Raw genomic sequence first — 16315 nt, forward strand, 5'->3', positions numbered from 1 at the left:
GGCTTCCTATAGCTGCAATGTTATTTGGAAATCAAAAATTGCTCACCGGTGAAACAGTTTGTCTCCCCTGTATGCGACCACCTTTCATTAAGCCATCATACTGGCGCATTAAAAGATGTGTTTCTATTTGTTGTAGTGTATCAAGAATTACGGCCACCATAATTAACAGGGATGTTCCTCCATAGAATGTGCTGAAGCCCTGCGTTACGCCAAGTCTCTGTGCAAAACCGGGAAGAATACCAACAATGGCAAGAAATATAGCGCCCGGTAAAGTTACCTTATCCATAACGGCACCAATAAAATCTGCTGTAGGTTGTCCTGGCTTTATGCCGGGAATAAACCCATTGTTGCGCTTTAAATCTTCACTCATTTGCTTGGGGTTGAAGATAAGCGCCGTATAAAGGAACGTAAATGCAATAACCATAGCGCCATAAATAACCATGTACCAGGCATTGCTATGATCGGAAAATATGGCGGTTATGCCGCGGGCAGAATCAAGATTGGTAAAAGAAACCAGCGTTGGCAAAAACATGATTGCCTGTGCAAATATGATAGGCATTACACCGGCGCCATTTACTTTTATCGGCAGAAACTGTCTTGCTCCGCCAAATTGCCTGTTACCAACAATTTGTTTTGCGTAATTAATAGGAATTTTACGCACACCCTGAATTAAAACAATCAATCCCATGTTAATAGCAACCAGCACAGCTATTTCAATCAAAAAGATTAATAAACCGCCGCCGCCTTTAACTTCTTTGTTCTGAAATTCCTGTACCAGCGAAATAGGCAGGCGGGCAAGAATACCAATCATAATGATGATTGAAGTACCGTTACCAAGTCCTTTATCCTGTATTTTTTCACCCAGCCACATTACAAACAAAGTGCCTGCAGTAAGAATGATTATAGTTGATGCGAAAAAATAAGGTTCATAACCAGGAAGGATAGCAGGCGCGTAAGAAGGCGTTTTTAAATATTGATAATAAGCACTTGCCTGTAAAGCTGTAACGCCCACGGTTAAGTAACGCGTCCATTGATTGATCTTTTTGCGGCCACTCTCTCCTTCCTTCTGCATTTTCTGCATTTGAGGAACAAGGATAGTTGCCAACTGCATGAAGATGGAAGCAGAGATATAAGGCATTACGCCCAATGCAAATATGGATGCGTGAGAAAACGCACCACCGGCAAATGTATCAAACAGGCCAAGCAATCCATTATTGCTTGCACCGGCGGCGGCAGCTTCCAGTTTGTTAGGATCAAGGCCCGGCAATACAATATGGGTTCCAACCCTGTACACAAGAATCAATGCCAGTGTGGTAATAATTTTATTACGCAGCTCCTCAATAGTCCAGATATTCTTTAGTGTTTCAATAAATTTTTTCACCGGGAAAAATTATAAGATAAATGAATGCCTCAAACCTGTTTGAGGCAAATATCGGGAAAATTATTTCAAAATTTCAATGCTTCCGCCAGCGGCTTCAATTGCAGCTTTTGCGCTTTCGCTAACAGCGTTTACTTTAAAATTCAGTTTGGTTGTTAATTCACCACTACCTAAAATTTTTACCTTATCAGTTTTCTTAATAAGGCCGTTAGCATACAGGTTTTCTGTGCTGAATTCAGCTATTTCATATGTTTCGGCAATCACATCAATCTGGCCTAAGTTGAATACTTTGTATTCAATGCGGTTATTGTTTTTAAATCCGCGCTTTGGCAAACGGCGCTGAATAGGCATCTGACCACCTTCATGTGCCATTTTACTTTTGTAACCGGCACGGCTCTGACCACCTTTGTTACCTTTTGTAGATGTGCCACCTTTACCGCTGGCTTCACCGCGGCCTAATCTTTTCTGTTTGTGAACGGAACCTTCTGCAGGTTTTAAATTGTGTAATTGCATGTTTTACTTTTTAACTCAACGCTCCGGTGTTGCCGGAGCTCGCTAATGAATAATTATAAAAGCAGGCAAATCGCTTTTGCGATTATGCCAGTTCTTCCACTTTTACCAAATGATCTACTTTGCGGATCATACCCAAAATCTGGTCGGTAGCCTCAACTTCTTTTGAAGAGTTCAGCTTGTTTAAACCAAGTGCTTTCAGCGTAAGCTTCTGGCGCTCCGGCCTGTCGATCGCACTTTTTACCAATGTTACTTTAATCTTTTTCATTGTAATGTCGTTTGTCGGTAATCATTCTTTCCGTAGTTGCGGACGTCCTGACTTTCCGGCTATCCCTGGAATACTTTGCTCAATTTAATATTACGCTCTTTGGATACCTGTATTGGTTCTCTCAATAAAGTAAGCGCTCTTATAGTAGCTTTTACCACGTTGTGCGGGTTTGCAGAACCAAGGCTTTTTGCCAATACGTCTGTAATACCTGCGCTTTCCAGCACAGCACGCATGCTGCCTCCGGCAATTACACCTGTACCATGCGCAGCCGGTTTAATTAAAACCTTTGCAGCGCCTTCTTTTGCCAGTTGGTCGTGCGGAATAGTTCCGTGCATTACAGGCACCTTCACCAAATTCTTCTTAGCATCTTCAATGCCCTTGGTAATAGCTTCCTGAACTTCCTTTGCTTTGCCTAAGCCCTGGCCAACAACACCATTTTCATTACCTACAACCACCAAAGCAGAAAAGCTGAATGTACGGCCACCTTTTGTAGTTTTTACAACGCGGTTTACAGAAACAACTTTTTCTTTCAGTTCTACTTCACCGCCTGGCTTTACTTTATTTACGCTGATCTTTGCCATTTAATATTTACTATTTACGAATTATGAGTTACAATAAACTTGCAACTCCAAATCTGGAATCTAAATTTGCAGGCCGCCTTCCCTTGCGCCTTCTGCCAATGCTTTTACACGGCCATGATATAAATAACCGCTTCTGTCAAATACAGCTTTAGTAACGCCTAGTTCAGTTGCCTTGCGGGCAATGGCAGCGCCAACCATTTTTGACTTTTCAAGCTTGGTAACTTTCTGTGCTTTCAGATCTTTATCCTGGGATGATGCAGCAACGATAGTTTTACCGCTTACATCATCAATCAATTGAGCATAAATTTCTGAATTACTTCTGAAGACAGACAATCTTGGCTTTTCATTCGAGCCGCTTATTTTGTGGCGGATTCGATAGCGGATATTTTGCCTTCTTAAAACTTTAGTGTCCATTTGTTTATTTATTTATTCCCGATACTGCCGGGTATATTTATAAGTCTCTTTTATTTTACTTTAAAGGACAGGCGGCTTATTTACCTGCTGCCTTACCAGCCTTGCGACGAACAACTTCATCAGAATATTTAACACCTTTTCCTTTGTAAGGTTCGGGTTTGCGCAGGCTGCGGATTTTTGCAGCAACCTGGCCGAGCAATTGCTTGTCAGTGCCTTCAATGAAAATCTTGGGGTTCTGCCCTTTCAAAGTTTCCGTACTTACTTTTAATTCTTTAGGTACTTCGAAAATGATGTTATGAGAATAACCTAAAGAGAGATCAAGTACATTGCCCTGGTTAGAAGCTTTATAACCTACCCCTACGAGTTCAAGTTCTTTCTTAAAACCTTCGGTAACACCTTTAACCATATTGGCTATTAACGCACGGTATAAACCATGCATAGCACGGTGGCGGATCTGGTCTGTAGGACGGCTTAAATTCAATTCGCCGTCAGCTGCTTCTACTTTAATATCCCTGTCAACAGCTTCTTTCAATTCTCCCTTAGGGCCTTTTACGGTAATTACATTGTCTTTACCAACAGTGATGGAAACACCATTGGGAACTGTAACCGGAGCTTTACCTATACGTGACATATAATAAGTTTATTTTAATCTTTAGGAAATTGAACACAATACTTCACCGCCAACATTCTGCGCTTTGGCTTGCTTATCGGTCATAACACCTTTGGATGTGCTGATGATAGCAATACCCAGGCCGTTGATCACTCTTTTGAAATCGGCAGGTTTTGAATACTGGCGCAAACCAGGACGGCTGATTCTTTCTAAAGAGCGGATAGCCGGCTGTTTGGTTGAAGGATCGTACTTCAATGCTATTTTAATAAAGCCTTGCTTGTTATCATCTTCAAATTTATACTTCAGGATATAACCCTGTTCGTATAAAATTTCAGTGATACGTTTTTTCAAGTTAGATGCAGGAATTTCTACAACACGGTGGCCCGCCATTTGTGCATTACGAACTCTTGTGAGATAATCTGCTATAGGATCTGTTACCATATTTTGTCCTCCTACACCACGCCGGAGCGTAATAATTGGATTGATTTGATTGTTAACTATTATTGTTTCTGAGCCTCTTCCCCTCTCAGGGTTGAAGCTTACCAGCTTGCTTTTTTAACTCCCGGAATTTTGCCATTAAGCGCCATATCCCTGAATACACCTCTTGATAAACCGAAGTATCCGATATAGCCTTTAGGACGGCCGGTTAGCTGGCAACGGTTTTTTAAGCGAACCGGTGAAGCGTTTCGAGGCAGCTTGTCTAAACCTGCAAAATCGCCGGCTTCTTTTAAAGCAGCGCGTTTAGCAGCATATTGCGCTACCATGCGCTCTCTTTTTCTTTGCCTTGCTTCTACTGATTTTTTAGCCATAATTATATTGTATTCTTAATTATTAGTTTTTTTGAAAGGCATACCCAGTTCTTTCAACAGTTCGTATGCTTCTTCATTGTTGGTGCCCGAAGTAACAAAAGTGATGTCCATACCGGTAATCTTATTCACCTTGTCTATATCAATTTCAGGGAAGATGATCTGTTCTGTAATGCCTAATGTGTAATTACCACGACCATCAAATGATTTATCATTGATGCCTTTAAAATCACGTACACGGGGCAATGCAACAGAAATCAGCCTGTCTAAAAACTCGTACATTTTTTCGCCGCGTAACGTAACACGTGCACCAATGGGCATGCCTTTACGCAGCTTAAAGTTTGAAATATCTTTTTTGCTGTAAGTAGCTACAGCTTTCTGACCTGTAATATTTGAAAGCTCCTCAACTGCTACCTCAACCAATTTCTTGTCAGCCACAGCGCCGTTAACGCCACGGTTAATAGCAATCTTTTTCAGCTTAGGCGTTTGCATAATGCTTTTGTAGCCAAATTTTTTGGACAAAGCAGGAATAACTTCTTCCTTATATTTTTTCGCCAGTCTCGGCGTATATTTTTCTGTTGCCATTATTTAATTTCCTCCCCTGATTTTTTAGCAATGCGAACCAATTTACCGGTTTCACGGCTGCGTTTAACTTTAGTTGGAGCGCCGGCTTTCGCATCCCACAACATAACATTGCTGATGTGGATAGGAGCTTCTTTTTTTACAAGCCCGCCCTTTGTATTTTGTGCCGAAGGTTTTGTGTGACGTGTAACGATGCCTACGCCTTCTACAACTACACGCCCGTCTTCAGGGAGCACTTTTAAAACCTTGCGTGGTTTATAGATGGTTTTGCCATCTTCTTTCTGTGGTTTACTGTTTCCCGAGATAACAATCACCATGTCTCCCTTTTTAATATTAAACTTCGGTTTAAATCTGTTACTCATTGTTTTAAGCTTTGAGCTATGAGTTTTTACTCTATAGCGTTTTATATCTTATGATTAACGGGCTCGTAGCTCAAGGCTCGTAGCTCGTAGCTTTATAATACTTCCGGCGCCAGTGATATAATCTTCATGTAGCCCTTATCCCTCAATTCCCTGGCAACAGGCCCGAAAATACGGGTGCCGCGTGGTTCATCAGAGGCGTTGAGCAATACAACGGCATTGTCATCAAACCTTATATAAGAACCGTCTTTTCTTCTTAACTTATTTGTAGTGCGCACAATTACAGCTTTAGAAACAGTTCCCTTTTTAACACCGCCTGCGGGTATTGCGTCTTTTACCGTAACAACTATTTTATCGCCAATTTTTGCATAATCCTGGCCGCTGTTTCCTAAAACGCGGATGCATAATACTTCTTTTGCACCGCTGTTATCTGCTACGTTTAGACGACTTTCCTGCTGAATCATTTTTGTAAGCTTTGAGCTATTAGCTGCGAGCTATTAGCAATTAAAAACTATTTTAAACTGTACGGGCTCGTAGCTTGCGGCTCGTAGCGCGTAGCTTTCTTTATTTTGCTTTTTCTATCACTTCAACTAAGCGCCAACGCTTTGTTTTACTCAGCGGGCGTGTTTCCATTATCTTCACAATATCACCAACGGTGCACTCATTCTTTTCGTCGTGTGCATGAAAGCTGGTTGTTTTCTTTACGAACTTTCCGTAGATAGGATGTTTTACCCTTCTTTCCACAGTAACGGTAATGGTTTTATCCATTTTATTGCTGCGGACTACACCGGTTCTTGTTTTGCGCAGGTTTCGCTGCACTGTTGTTGTTTCCTCTGCCATTATATTAAGCTTGTAATGTTCTGTTTTTTAATTCAGTTTTTAAACGGGCTATATCTCTGCGAAGGCCGCGAACGCTTAAAGGATTTTCAAGCGGAGAAATGGCATGTGCAAATTCCAGCTTTTTTAAGCGCAGCTTGTCTTCTGCTATACGGGCCTTAAGATCATTCTCGTTAAGGTCTTTCAAACTTTTATTAAAATCAATTCTGTCTGCCATTTTTCTAAATTTGAAAATTTACAATTTGAAAATTTGAAAATGTTTTACCTCATCAGCACATTAGCATATTTTCAAATTACACATTATTATAAATCTCTTCTTTGTATAAATTGTGTTTTGATCGGCAATTTCTGAGCAGCCAGGTGCATTGCTTCCTGGGCCGTCTGAAGGCTTACGCCGTCACACTCAAATATGATACGGCCTGGTTCTACCACAGCAGCCCAAAACTCCGGGTTACCTTTACCTTTACCCATCCTTACTTCAAGTGGTTTGCGGGTAATTGGCTTATCGGGAAATATGCGAATCCAAACATTACCTTCACGCTTCATTGCCCTTGTCATAGCCTGGCGTGCAGCTTCAATTTGCCTGTTGTTCAACCAGATTGGTTCAAGGGATTTTAATGCATAAGAACCAAAAGCTATAGAGGTGCCTCTTTTAGCTACTTTGCGGATTCTTCCCTTCTGCGCCTTTCTGTGTTTCGTTCTTTTTGGCTGTAACATTTTTTTCAGCTTTGAGCTATCAGCTTTCAGCTTTGAGCTTCGGCGTTTAGCTATTTAAAATCAATATTATTTTTTAGGCTTTGTGCTCGTATCCGCCGCAGCGGATCGTAGCGTATAGCTTTTTATCTTCTGTTATCCCTTCTGTCGCCACCACGGTTATCGCGACGTCCGCCACGGTCGCCTCTATCTCTATCACCTCTGTGATCACCACCTCTTCTTTCCCTGTGGTCGCCGCCTTCATTCTTGCCACCGATAAAGTTCGGGTTCAACTCGCGTTTGCCTAAAACTTCACCTTTACAAATCCATACTTTAATGCCTATTTTACCATAAACGGTAAGTGCGAATACGCTGGCATAATCAATATCCATACGGAAAGTATGCAATGGCGTACGGCCTTGTTTTATTTCTTCCGTACGGGCAATTTCAGCACCACCCAAACGGCCGGAAACTTTTACTTTAATGCCTTCAGCACCCATGCGGAGCGATGAGGCAATGGCCATTTTAATGGCTCTTTTATAGTTGATACGATTTTCAATCTGGCGAGCAATATTATCGGCTACGATAGCTGCATCCAGTTCGGGGCGACGGATTTCCAGGATGTTGATCTGAACATCTTCATTGCTGGTAAGTTTCTTCAACTCTTCTTTAATCCTGTCAACCTCGTTTCCGCCTTTTCCAATAATAATACCCGGTTTTGAGGTATGAATTGTTACGATAAGCTTACCCAATGTACGCTCAATAACGATTTTGGAAATACCGCCTTTATTGATACGTGCATTAAGATAGTTTCTTATTTTATTATCCTCGATGAGTTTGGTAGCAAAGTCTTTCTTTGCGCCATACCAGTTGCTTTCCCATCCGCGGATAATACCTAACCGGTTACCTATTGGATTTGCTTTTTGACCCATATTAAGGTTTATTCTGTTTAATTAATTTTTTGAATCAACAATGATTGTTACATGATTGCTGCGTTTGCGAACCCTGTAACCACGTCCCTGTGGCGCCGGGCGCATCCGTTTTAACACTCTTCCACCGTCAACAAATACCGTTTTTACGATAAGGTTGGCATCAGCGGCACTTTTATCGGTATTAGCCTGTTCCCAGTTGCTGATGGCGCTTCTTAAAAGCTTTGCTAAAGGCGTAGCATTATGCTGCGGATGATGTTCTAAAATGCCAAGTGCTTTCTCAACCTGCATGCCACGAATAACATCAGCCAGCAAACGCATTTTGCGTGGACCTGTGGGATAATTTTTAAGTTTAGCTACTGCTTCCATTTATTTATTGTTTGATGTTGAAGGTTTAATGTTTAATGTTTTGAGGAACTTCAAACTTTAAACTTCAAACTTTAAACTATTTATTATTTGCTACCTGAGTGCCCTCTGAAATTCCTGGTGGGGGCGAATTCGCCCAATTTATGGCCAACCATAAACTCTGTTACATAAACCGGGATGAATTTGTTACCGTTGTGCACAGCGAAAGTATGTCCAACAAAATCAGGAGTAATTGTAGAGCGGCGGCTCCATGTTTTAATAACTGATTTCTTGTTTTTACCCTCGTTGATATTCAGAACTTTCTTATCCAGTTTTACGTCAACGTAAGGACCTTTTTTAATCGAACGACCCATTTATATTCTGTTTAACGATTTCTGATTTAATTATTTAGCCAGCTTTTTACCATTCTTTCTTTGCAGGATAAGCTTGTTGCTTGCCTTGCCTCTCTTACGGGTAATTTCGCCTTTGGCATATTTACCTGTTCTGCTTCTCGGATGGCCGCCGGAAGCCTTACCTTCACCACCACCCATCGGGTGATCTACTGGATTCATAGCCACACCACGGTTGCGGGGACGAATACCTCTCCAGCGGTTACGGCCGGCCTTACCCATTGTTTGCAGGTTATGGTCGCTGTTTGAAACCACACCAACTGTTGCATAACAATTAATAAGTATTCTGCGCAATTCACCTGAAGGCATTTTCAACACTGCATATTTTTCTTCTTTGGCATTCAACTGTGCGGAAGCACCTGCGCTTCTTGCCAGTTTTCCACCCTGGTTAGGTTGCATTTCAATGTTGTGAACATTTGTACCAAGCGGCATGTTCTTCATTTGTAATGCATTTCCAATTTCGGGAGCTACTGCATCACCGGAAATGATAGTGGCGCCAACCTGCAAACCTTGTGGGGCAAGTATGTATCTTTTTTCACCGTCCGTATATTCAACCAAAGCGATAAATGCCGAACGGTTAGGATCGTATTCAATGGTTTTTACGGTTGCTGCTATATCTTTTTTATTACGTTTAAAATCTACAACGCGGTATTTCTTTTTATGACCACCGCCCATGTAACGCATTGACCTTCTGCCCTGTGCATTGCGGCCAGCCGTTTTTGACATCGGCTCCAGCAAACTCTTTTCAGGTTCGTTGGTAGTTATTTCAGCATACGCATTACCAATTCTCCAACGCATGCCTGCTGTAACCGGTTTATACTTTTTTAATGCCATTGTGCTTATATTTTATCAACTTTTGCGGCAGTTGCTGCCTTAACTTATTTGCTTAAATATTTGCGTACAAATCAATTGTATCGCCTTCTGCTACAGTAACCATTGCTTTTTTATAAGCCGGTTTTACGCCTTTTACAAAACCAGCCTTTGTAAACTTGGTTTTGTTTTTACCCGGTACAACCAGGGTATTTACATCCACTACAGATACTCCGTAAAAATCTTCAACGGCTTTTTTAATTTCAAGCTTGTTTGCTTTACGGCTTACTTTAAAAGCATAGCGTTTCAGCTTTTCCTGCTGGCCGTTTGCTTTTTCTGTAAGGATTGGTTTTATTAAAACTTCTGCTAACTGCATTTTTCTTTTATTGAAATGTTATTCAATTATGCTTTTTCTTCAGCAACCTCTGTTTCGTCAACAAATATTTTTGCCGCACCTTCTGTTAAAACCAGCGCATCTGCATTTAAAATATCATATGTATTTAAATCTGTCAGTGCACAGCTTAATACTGTATCAATGTTACGAAGGCTTAAATAAAGATTATCATTCAGTTCGTCTGTAACAAACAAGGTTTTCTTACCATCCAGATTCCAGCTTTTTAAAGCATCAGCCACCTGCTTTGTTTTAGGTGCATCCAGCGTTACATCTTCAACAACCAATAAAGCATTATTCTTTGTTTTGTATGATAAGGCGCTCACCTTAGCCAGGTCCTTCACTTTTTTATTCAGCTTAAAATCGTAGCTGTGCGGCTTAGGCCCGAAGATGGTACCACCACCCTTGTATAAAGGGTTACGGATGTTACCTTTTCTGGAACCACCGGTACCTTTCTGGCGGTGAAGTTTACGGCTTGCGCCATGCACCTCAGCACGGGTTTTTACTTTATGCGTGCCCTGGCGCTGAGCAGCCTGGTATTGCTTAACAGCAAGATAGATTACATGATCATTTGGCTCGGCACCAAAAATATCATCAGGTAATTCTAATGTTCTGCCGGTTTTTTCACCTTTTATATTTAAAACGTCAACTTGCATTTCTTGTAATTAAATTATTTCTGAATTAATACAATAGAGCCGTTATGACCCGGCACAGAACCGCTGACAAGAATATAATTCTTTTCAGGAAACAGCTTTACCACTTTCAAACCTTTAAGCTTTACGCGGTCACCGCCCATTCTGCCGGCCATACGCACACCCTTAAATACACGGGAAGCGTCAGAAGAGTTACCGATAGAACCGGGAGCCCTCTGGCGGTCGTGCTGACCATGAGACTGCTGGCCAACGCCCGCAAAACCATGACGTTTTACAACGCCCTGGAAGCCTTTACCTTTGGTTGTACCAACAACATCAACTTTTTCACCTTCAGTGAAAATGTCTATTGTAATGGTTTCGCCCAAAGCTTTTTCAATAGTATAATCGCGGAATTCTTTTACGAATTTTTTAGGAGCAGTGCTTGCTTTTGCAAAGTGGTTGGTTTCGGCCTTAATGGAGTGTTTTTCGTTTTTATCGCCAAATGCCAACTGGAGAGAAGAGTACCCGTCGGTTTCTTTTGTTTTAACCTGGGTTACCACGCAGGGGCCAGCTTCAATAATGGTACAAGCTGTTTGCCTGCCATCCGGAGTGAAGACGCTGGTCATCCCGATCTTTTTACCAATAATTCCTTTCATTTTTTGCGGTTTTAGCCCCGCATGGTTATAAGGACTTCCTTTTTTGTCAGGAATCGATCCTCTGTTTAGCTACCGACCTTTTCTTTTGTTTCCCGATTTTTACACCGGGAGAGAAGTACCGGAAGTAAGCAAACCTCGAAGGGCTTGTTTATATGTTGTCTGAACCGGAATTTTGAGGTTTTCCCTGATTTTCAGGAATTAAACCAAAAATCCCTTCAGATATTTCATTTTTCAGAGCTCTTTTTTTCAGGATTTTACCCTGAATTGAGAGATGATTTTATTTATAAGAACTTTTATCCGAATAAGCTGCTGAATCTTACGCCTTAATCTCTACTTCAACGCCTGAAGGAAGATCGAGCTTGCTTAGCGCATCTACTGTTCTTGATGAAGAAGTGTAGATGTCCAGTAAACGCTTGTGTGTTGCTAACTGGAATTGCTCACGGCTTTTCTTGTTTACGTGGGGAGAACGGAGAACAGTGAAAATCCTCGTGTGTGTTGGAAGAGGAATCGGGCCTGTTACTACGGCGCCTGTACCACGTACTGTTTTCACGATCTTTTCGGCTGATTTATCAACCAGGTTATGATCGTACGATTTCAATTTTATTCTTATTCTCTGAGACATAATCAAAACCAATTTTTTCAAATTGGGAGCGCAAAGGTAGGCATCTCATAGATATGGCGCAAGCATTTAGGGAAGTTTTTTTGATATTTTTTGTTAAGGATGCCCTGAGAAGGCAAATTTCGTTCATTTAATATGAAAACATTGCTTTTTTCAAATAACATAGGTTTGCCAAATTAATATTACGAAGTATAATATGCTATTTGGCAGCAAGACTTATAAAACAATAAATAAAATAATTACATGCGTTTAATTTTACAGCGTGAGACAGTCAAAAACTCCCATTGCAAATTTTCAACTTACCGGTATATTAAAAATGCAAAACATTTATCGGGGCCCGGCAGGCAGTGGTTTTGGCATATTTGATTGAATTTTATAAACCTATAAAAACAATAAGATTAAAGCAAACAAAACAATGATGGCGTATATAATATCGCCGGCATCAACCTTAAGCAGGCCTATCTTAAACACTCTTTTAGATTTTATATACCTGTTGAAAGGTTTAATCATTAATAATTATTAAAGCCTTAGCAGCTATTGACTTAGGAACTTTGTTTTACTCACTCAAAGCATACACTAATTGAAAGCATAGCAGTTATCATCCCCGGTATTTTATAAAATCATCTGTAACCAGCAGTTTGCAAGTATGTTTGGTTAACTAAAAGTAGTGTATTGTTCTTAAAAACGAATAGTAAAATTAAAAATCAGATACAATTAACAGGCGCCCGGTTTCCTGAGGTAAACTATAATTTTTAGACAGAGAAGCAATCTTTACCGGTTATCATTTTAACAGCCTTTCCGGCAAATCAATATAGCTGAATTTATCCAGCACATCAGCGCCGTGCATAACAAAATAGGTTGGATTTACACGCGCTGCCGTTTTAATAACCGTACCATCACATAATAAAACATCGGCAGGAATGCTGCCTGTGATCTTTTCAGCGCCCTGCTTATCGGCTGTAACCACATAAAAATGTATTTGCTGCTGTTGTAACTGCTGCATATACTTTTTAAAATCATCATTCATCCAGTCATCAACCGCGCTGAAGTCTTTGGCAAACAGCATTACATACTTTGCATCAGATTGCAATAATTCTTTTGTTGTATCAGCCCCATTAAATGTAAACAAAGCAAAATCGGCAATGGGCGGCGTGGCATTTCCCTTTCGTACAACTTTATCAGTGCGGTCAAGAAATTCATAAGTTGAATCAAGATCAGCAGGCAACGTTTCTGCGGTATATTCTTCCACTTTGCCATTCTTTCTGTATTTAAAAACCATTACAATACTGTCTGGTACTGCATTTGGCGGCGGCTGCATTTGCCGTAATAAATTATTTCCCTTTTTATAAGGCAGGCAATCTGCCAGCGGTAAATGCTTCATTACATAAGCCTGCAATTCACCAATAACAGCAATACAGAATATCAAAGAACAAACAGCCGCAACGGGTCGTAAAGACGGTATTATTTTTTTTCTGTTGATAAATAATACAAGTATCAGGAGTAATAAAATAAGGTCTTTTGTAAAAGATTGCGCAGGCGTCAAAGGCAGGCAATCACCAAAGCAGCCGCAGGTTTTTATTTTACCGGAGAACAAGGCATAGCCCGTAAGAAAACTAAAAAAGATAATTAATATCAATAAAAGCCAGCCAAACAAGCGCATGTGCCAGCCAATGATAACAGCAACGCCCGCCAGCACCTCAAATACATTCATGATAAGGGATAAGGCTAAGGTATAGTCATTAAAAAAATACATATCCCATGCCTGGAAAAACTCCTGCATTTTATAGCTCAGCCCGAGTGGATCATTCGCCTTAACCAGCCCGCTGAAAATAAACAGCAGGCCAACAACCCACCGTATAATTAACAAGCCTGTATTTTTTTTTGTTGCCATTGCGATCTATTTAAGCTGTAAGGTTTACGGTTGAAGGACTTAGCAGCACGTACCTCTCCTTATACCTTAAACTTTCACCCTTTATCTTAAGAACTGTGCTTCCCTTCATCAATCATGATTAAAGCAAAAACAGCGTAATTAATAATATCAACATAGTTTGCATCTATCCCTTCACTTATCAGTGTTTTGCCATCATTATTCAGTATTTGTCTTACCCGCAGCAATTTCATCAATATTAAATCAACAAAACTTTCCTGGCTCATTTCACGCCAGGCTTCGCCGTAGTCATGATTTTTATTCAGCAAAGTATGCTTTGCAATATGAACAGCTTCATCATAAAAATCGCCGGCCTGTTTTACAGAAAGTTCTTCAACAACCGGGTTGTTTAAATGCAGCTGAACTAAGCCAATAACGGCATAATTAATAATACCCATGAACTCACTTTGTACATCATCTTCCACTTTACGTTCAGGGAGGCCCTGTATGTTTCGTATACGCAGCGCCTTTATAAATATTTGATCAACTACAGAAATTGTGCGCAGCACACGCCACGCCGTACCATAGTCTTTTGTTTTTTTAAGAAAAATTTGCTTGCAACGTTCAATTACATTATTGAACTGAGCTTCTGTATTAATCATTATATGTTATGGTGAAGTAACTTTTTGAAAGGCTTTTATTATCAGGTTTTACAGGGCTTCATCTGCCGAAGGTCCGTACATTCCCGGAACAGGCACATTCAATAATCGCAGGTAAACACTTAATTGCCCGCGGTGATGATACGCATGATTCATTGCCAGGTTACGAACTGCCACTTTTTTGGGCAGTTGAAACATTACCTGTTCGCCGCGCCGGAAAACCCAGATGCTGTTCAGGTTTTCATCGGTTGCAGATTCCAGCACTGCTACTGCTGCAGCAAGCCCTTTATCAAACTGTTTTAAAATTTCTTCGGTGCTGGCAGGCGGCTCGCGGTTAAATGATGCCGAAGCCAGATCAAATTCATCCGCATTTAAAATTCTTTCGAACCAAACGGGCAAATCAGCAATATGTTTTGCAAGCTTGCCAAGTTTCATTGATTTTTCGTGTGGCTGCCAATCCAGTTTATCAGTTGGCACACGCTCCAGTATTTTTCTTGTATTGATAGCTTCATGCTTTAATTCTCCGAGCAAGGCTGTATTCATCGCCATTTTATTTTATGTTTTTTTGACAGGCAGCTAAAGTAGAAAATAAAAAGCCATCAATAAGCAAATGTTTACCTAAGTTATTCACGGGATGTTTGCGCTGGCTGCAATTACACAAAACGGGCAAAATCTTTTGTGTAATCGCCCTTAATTCTTTCAATGGGAGGATTGTAATAACCAAATTTTAAGCGGGGAAATTCTTCTCTTAATAATTCCATCAACTGTTTCACGCCAAGCATGTCACCGGTTTCCGTTACATTAATTTTGCCAAGGTACCAATCGGGATCAATATTAAAATTGCGCCACTGGATCATGCATAAACCGGTATCAATAATCAGCTTTCGCAAAGCTTCATATTCTTCAACCGTATCTGTCATTCCAGGAAAAACAAAATAGTTAATGCTTGTCCAGCCGTTATAACTGCGCACAACTTTTAACGATTCAAGCAAATCTTCAAACACATAATTATTGGGCCTGTAATAAGCCGTATAAATATGGCGCTGAGCGCTGTTCATGCTTACTCGTATGCTGTTTAGCCCGGCTTCGCACAAAGCCCTTACAGCATTCGGTTTGGAGCCATTTGTATTAATATTGATGCTGCCGCGATCTGTATGTTTTCTTATTTCAAGAATGGATTCACGAATAGTTTCCCACATCAGCAACGGCTCTCCTTCACAACCCTGCCCGAAGCTTACTAACGGATAAGGTGCATTGAGCAAATGTGGAACCGTAAACTCGGCAATTTCTGCCGCAGTAGGTTTGAATGTTAGCCTGTCTTGCGTTGAAACAATCGTTTCTTCTTCGGGTTGAAAAGAAATACAGCCGATGCAATTGGCATTACAAGCCGGAGATGATGGCACAGGGCATTCCCATCTGCCCAGCGATAAATTCCTTGCCGCGGGGCAATGATAGGTTAAGCAGCAATTCTGCATTAAATGTTTCACCAAACGGTTATGCGGATAATGCTCTAAAAGCCATTGTGCACCGTTCTGAATTTTTTCATCATTATAACCCGCACATTCCTGGCGGATGTCTTCTTCAATTCTCACAGCAGGCACATAAAATTTATTGTTCAGCCAGCCAGCAGCCGTGTAGCAAAACAAAGGCAGCGTTGGCGCGTCAGGCAAGGTTTCGTACGCCGCAATAAACAAGCCTGTGTGTGCCGGCGGAATAAATGCAGCAACGGCCCAGCCTTTTTCACACAAACGCATTTCGCCGGTTTGCACATCAATGCCAATACCCCTGCGGCCGGGCAGTTCATATAAATTACCACCATCGGGCAATTCAATCCAGTCTTCTTTCTCTATGGGAAAAGCATCCCAGCCGGCACGGCCAACAGCATAAAGGCTGGTATCTTCGAAGATGTTGCCTTTGCCATCTGAATATAATATGTATGGGGATTGATGAAGCATAATA

At 41.0% G+C, this 16315-nt stretch carries 27 protein-coding genes; all 27 read right to left on the bottom strand.

The features are described 5' to 3' along the window. Window positions 1-31: 31 nt before the first annotated feature. The 27 genes from secY to ACTHN6_RS10950 all read right to left on the bottom strand — a co-directional run bounded on the left by secY (window position 32) and on the right by ACTHN6_RS10950 (window position 16311). Window positions 32-1381, bottom strand: a complete 1350-nt coding sequence (gene secY / locus ACTHN6_RS10820; RefSeq protein ID WP_440435776.1) for a preprotein translocase subunit SecY — start codon at window positions 1379-1381, stop codon at window positions 32-34. A 60-nt stretch (window positions 1382-1441) separates the two neighbouring features. Beyond that, complete coding sequence (rplO, locus tag ACTHN6_RS10825; protein WP_090653708.1) at window positions 1442-1891, bottom strand: 50S ribosomal protein L15; 450 nt, start codon at window positions 1889-1891, stop codon at window positions 1442-1444. 82 nt (window positions 1892-1973) lie between these two features. Beyond that, window positions 1974-2156, bottom strand: coding sequence for a 50S ribosomal protein L30 (gene rpmD, locus ACTHN6_RS10830; protein ID WP_090653709.1), 183 nt, complete (start codon window positions 2154-2156; stop codon window positions 1974-1976). Between the two features lie 59 nt (window positions 2157-2215). Beyond that, window positions 2216-2737, bottom strand: a complete 522-nt coding sequence (rpsE, locus tag ACTHN6_RS10835; RefSeq protein WP_440435777.1) for a 30S ribosomal protein S5 — start codon at window positions 2735-2737, stop codon at window positions 2216-2218. A 60-nt stretch (window positions 2738-2797) separates the two neighbouring features. Next, complete coding sequence (gene rplR / locus ACTHN6_RS10840) at window positions 2798-3151, bottom strand: 50S ribosomal protein L18 (RefSeq protein ID WP_440435778.1); 354 nt, start codon at window positions 3149-3151, stop codon at window positions 2798-2800. A gap of 76 nt (window positions 3152-3227) precedes the next feature. Next, window positions 3228-3782 carry a 50S ribosomal protein L6 gene (gene rplF, locus ACTHN6_RS10845; RefSeq protein ID WP_440435779.1) on the bottom strand — a complete coding sequence of 185 codons (555 nt, stop codon included), beginning with the start codon at window positions 3780-3782 and terminating at the stop codon, window positions 3228-3230. Between the two features lie 21 nt (window positions 3783-3803). Continuing rightward, a complete protein-coding gene (rpsH, locus tag ACTHN6_RS10850; protein WP_440435780.1) occupies window positions 3804-4202 on the bottom strand; it encodes a 30S ribosomal protein S8 in 399 nt (132 codons plus the stop codon). A gap of 98 nt (window positions 4203-4300) precedes the next feature. Further along, a complete protein-coding gene (gene rpsN, locus ACTHN6_RS10855; protein WP_440435781.1) occupies window positions 4301-4570 on the bottom strand; it encodes a 30S ribosomal protein S14 in 270 nt (89 codons plus the stop codon). Between the two features lie 15 nt (window positions 4571-4585). Then, window positions 4586-5152 carry a 50S ribosomal protein L5 gene (rplE, locus tag ACTHN6_RS10860; RefSeq protein ID WP_440435782.1) on the bottom strand — a complete coding sequence of 189 codons (567 nt, stop codon included), beginning with the start codon at window positions 5150-5152 and terminating at the stop codon, window positions 4586-4588. After that, the gene (rplX, locus tag ACTHN6_RS10865; protein WP_440435783.1) at window positions 5152-5511 is read right to left on the bottom strand and encodes a 50S ribosomal protein L24; all 360 of its coding nucleotides are present in this window, start codon (window positions 5509-5511) and stop codon (window positions 5152-5154) included. Before rplX ends, rplE begins: the two co-directional genes overlap by 1 nt. A 92-nt stretch (window positions 5512-5603) precedes the next feature. Next, on the bottom strand, window positions 5604-5972 hold the full coding sequence (gene rplN / locus ACTHN6_RS10870) for a 50S ribosomal protein L14 (RefSeq protein WP_090653725.1): 369 nt from the start codon (window positions 5970-5972) through the stop codon (window positions 5604-5606). Window positions 5973-6072: 100 nt separating this feature from the next. Then, the gene (gene rpsQ, locus ACTHN6_RS10875) at window positions 6073-6348 is read right to left on the bottom strand and encodes a 30S ribosomal protein S17 (RefSeq protein WP_440435784.1); all 276 of its coding nucleotides are present in this window, start codon (window positions 6346-6348) and stop codon (window positions 6073-6075) included. A 4-nt stretch (window positions 6349-6352) separates the two neighbouring features. Next, window positions 6353-6562, bottom strand: coding sequence for a 50S ribosomal protein L29 (gene rpmC / locus ACTHN6_RS10880; protein WP_440435785.1), 210 nt, complete (start codon window positions 6560-6562; stop codon window positions 6353-6355). Window positions 6563-6648: 86 nt separating this feature from the next. Continuing rightward, entirely contained in the window at window positions 6649-7062 is a 414-nt protein-coding gene (gene rplP / locus ACTHN6_RS10885; RefSeq protein ID WP_440435786.1) for a 50S ribosomal protein L16, read from the bottom strand. 122 nt (window positions 7063-7184) lie between these two features. Continuing rightward, window positions 7185-7970: a 30S ribosomal protein S3 gene (gene rpsC, locus ACTHN6_RS10890; protein ID WP_440435787.1), complete on the bottom strand. Its 786-nt coding sequence runs from the start codon at window positions 7968-7970 to the stop codon at window positions 7185-7187. Between the two features lie 21 nt (window positions 7971-7991). After that, a complete protein-coding gene (rplV, locus tag ACTHN6_RS10895; protein ID WP_440435788.1) occupies window positions 7992-8336 on the bottom strand; it encodes a 50S ribosomal protein L22 in 345 nt (114 codons plus the stop codon). 83 nt (window positions 8337-8419) lie between these two features. Next, window positions 8420-8686, bottom strand: coding sequence for a 30S ribosomal protein S19 (gene rpsS / locus ACTHN6_RS10900; protein WP_090653737.1), 267 nt, complete (start codon window positions 8684-8686; stop codon window positions 8420-8422). 30 nt (window positions 8687-8716) lie between these two features. Beyond that, entirely contained in the window at window positions 8717-9556 is an 840-nt protein-coding gene (gene rplB, locus ACTHN6_RS10905; protein ID WP_440435789.1) for a 50S ribosomal protein L2, read from the bottom strand. A 52-nt stretch (window positions 9557-9608) separates the two neighbouring features. After that, window positions 9609-9908 (bottom strand): 50S ribosomal protein L23, encoded by a 300-nt coding sequence (gene rplW / locus ACTHN6_RS10910; RefSeq protein ID WP_440435790.1) that lies wholly within the window; start codon window positions 9906-9908, stop codon window positions 9609-9611. A gap of 26 nt (window positions 9909-9934) precedes the next feature. Then, entirely contained in the window at window positions 9935-10579 is a 645-nt protein-coding gene (gene rplD, locus ACTHN6_RS10915; protein WP_440435791.1) for a 50S ribosomal protein L4, read from the bottom strand. Window positions 10580-10593: 14 nt separating this feature from the next. Continuing rightward, window positions 10594-11211: a 50S ribosomal protein L3 gene (gene rplC / locus ACTHN6_RS10920; RefSeq protein WP_440435792.1), complete on the bottom strand. Its 618-nt coding sequence runs from the start codon at window positions 11209-11211 to the stop codon at window positions 10594-10596. Between the two features lie 316 nt (window positions 11212-11527). Next, window positions 11528-11833, bottom strand: a complete 306-nt coding sequence (gene rpsJ, locus ACTHN6_RS10925) for a 30S ribosomal protein S10 (RefSeq protein ID WP_090655123.1) — start codon at window positions 11831-11833, stop codon at window positions 11528-11530. Window positions 11834-12211: 378 nt separating this feature from the next. Then, window positions 12212-12340, bottom strand: coding sequence for a hypothetical protein (locus ACTHN6_RS10930; protein ID WP_440435794.1), 129 nt, complete (start codon window positions 12338-12340; stop codon window positions 12212-12214). A 271-nt stretch (window positions 12341-12611) separates the two neighbouring features. After that, window positions 12612-13721: a BT_3928 family protein gene (locus ACTHN6_RS10935; protein ID WP_440435795.1), complete on the bottom strand. Its 1110-nt coding sequence runs from the start codon at window positions 13719-13721 to the stop codon at window positions 12612-12614. Window positions 13722-13807: 86 nt separating this feature from the next. Then, the gene (locus ACTHN6_RS10940) at window positions 13808-14359 is read right to left on the bottom strand and encodes a DUF1599 domain-containing protein (RefSeq protein ID WP_440435796.1); all 552 of its coding nucleotides are present in this window, start codon (window positions 14357-14359) and stop codon (window positions 13808-13810) included. Between the two features lie 48 nt (window positions 14360-14407). Then, the gene (locus ACTHN6_RS10945) at window positions 14408-14905 is read right to left on the bottom strand and encodes a DinB family protein (protein ID WP_440435797.1); all 498 of its coding nucleotides are present in this window, start codon (window positions 14903-14905) and stop codon (window positions 14408-14410) included. A gap of 104 nt (window positions 14906-15009) precedes the next feature. Further along, entirely contained in the window at window positions 15010-16311 is a 1302-nt protein-coding gene (locus tag ACTHN6_RS10950; protein ID WP_440435798.1) for a radical SAM protein, read from the bottom strand. Window positions 16312-16315 lie beyond the last annotated feature (4 nt).

Origin of the sequence: Parafilimonas sp. (assembly GCF_051953455.1) — a bacterium.
Taxonomy (GTDB): Bacteria; Bacteroidota; Bacteroidia; order Chitinophagales; family Chitinophagaceae; genus Parafilimonas.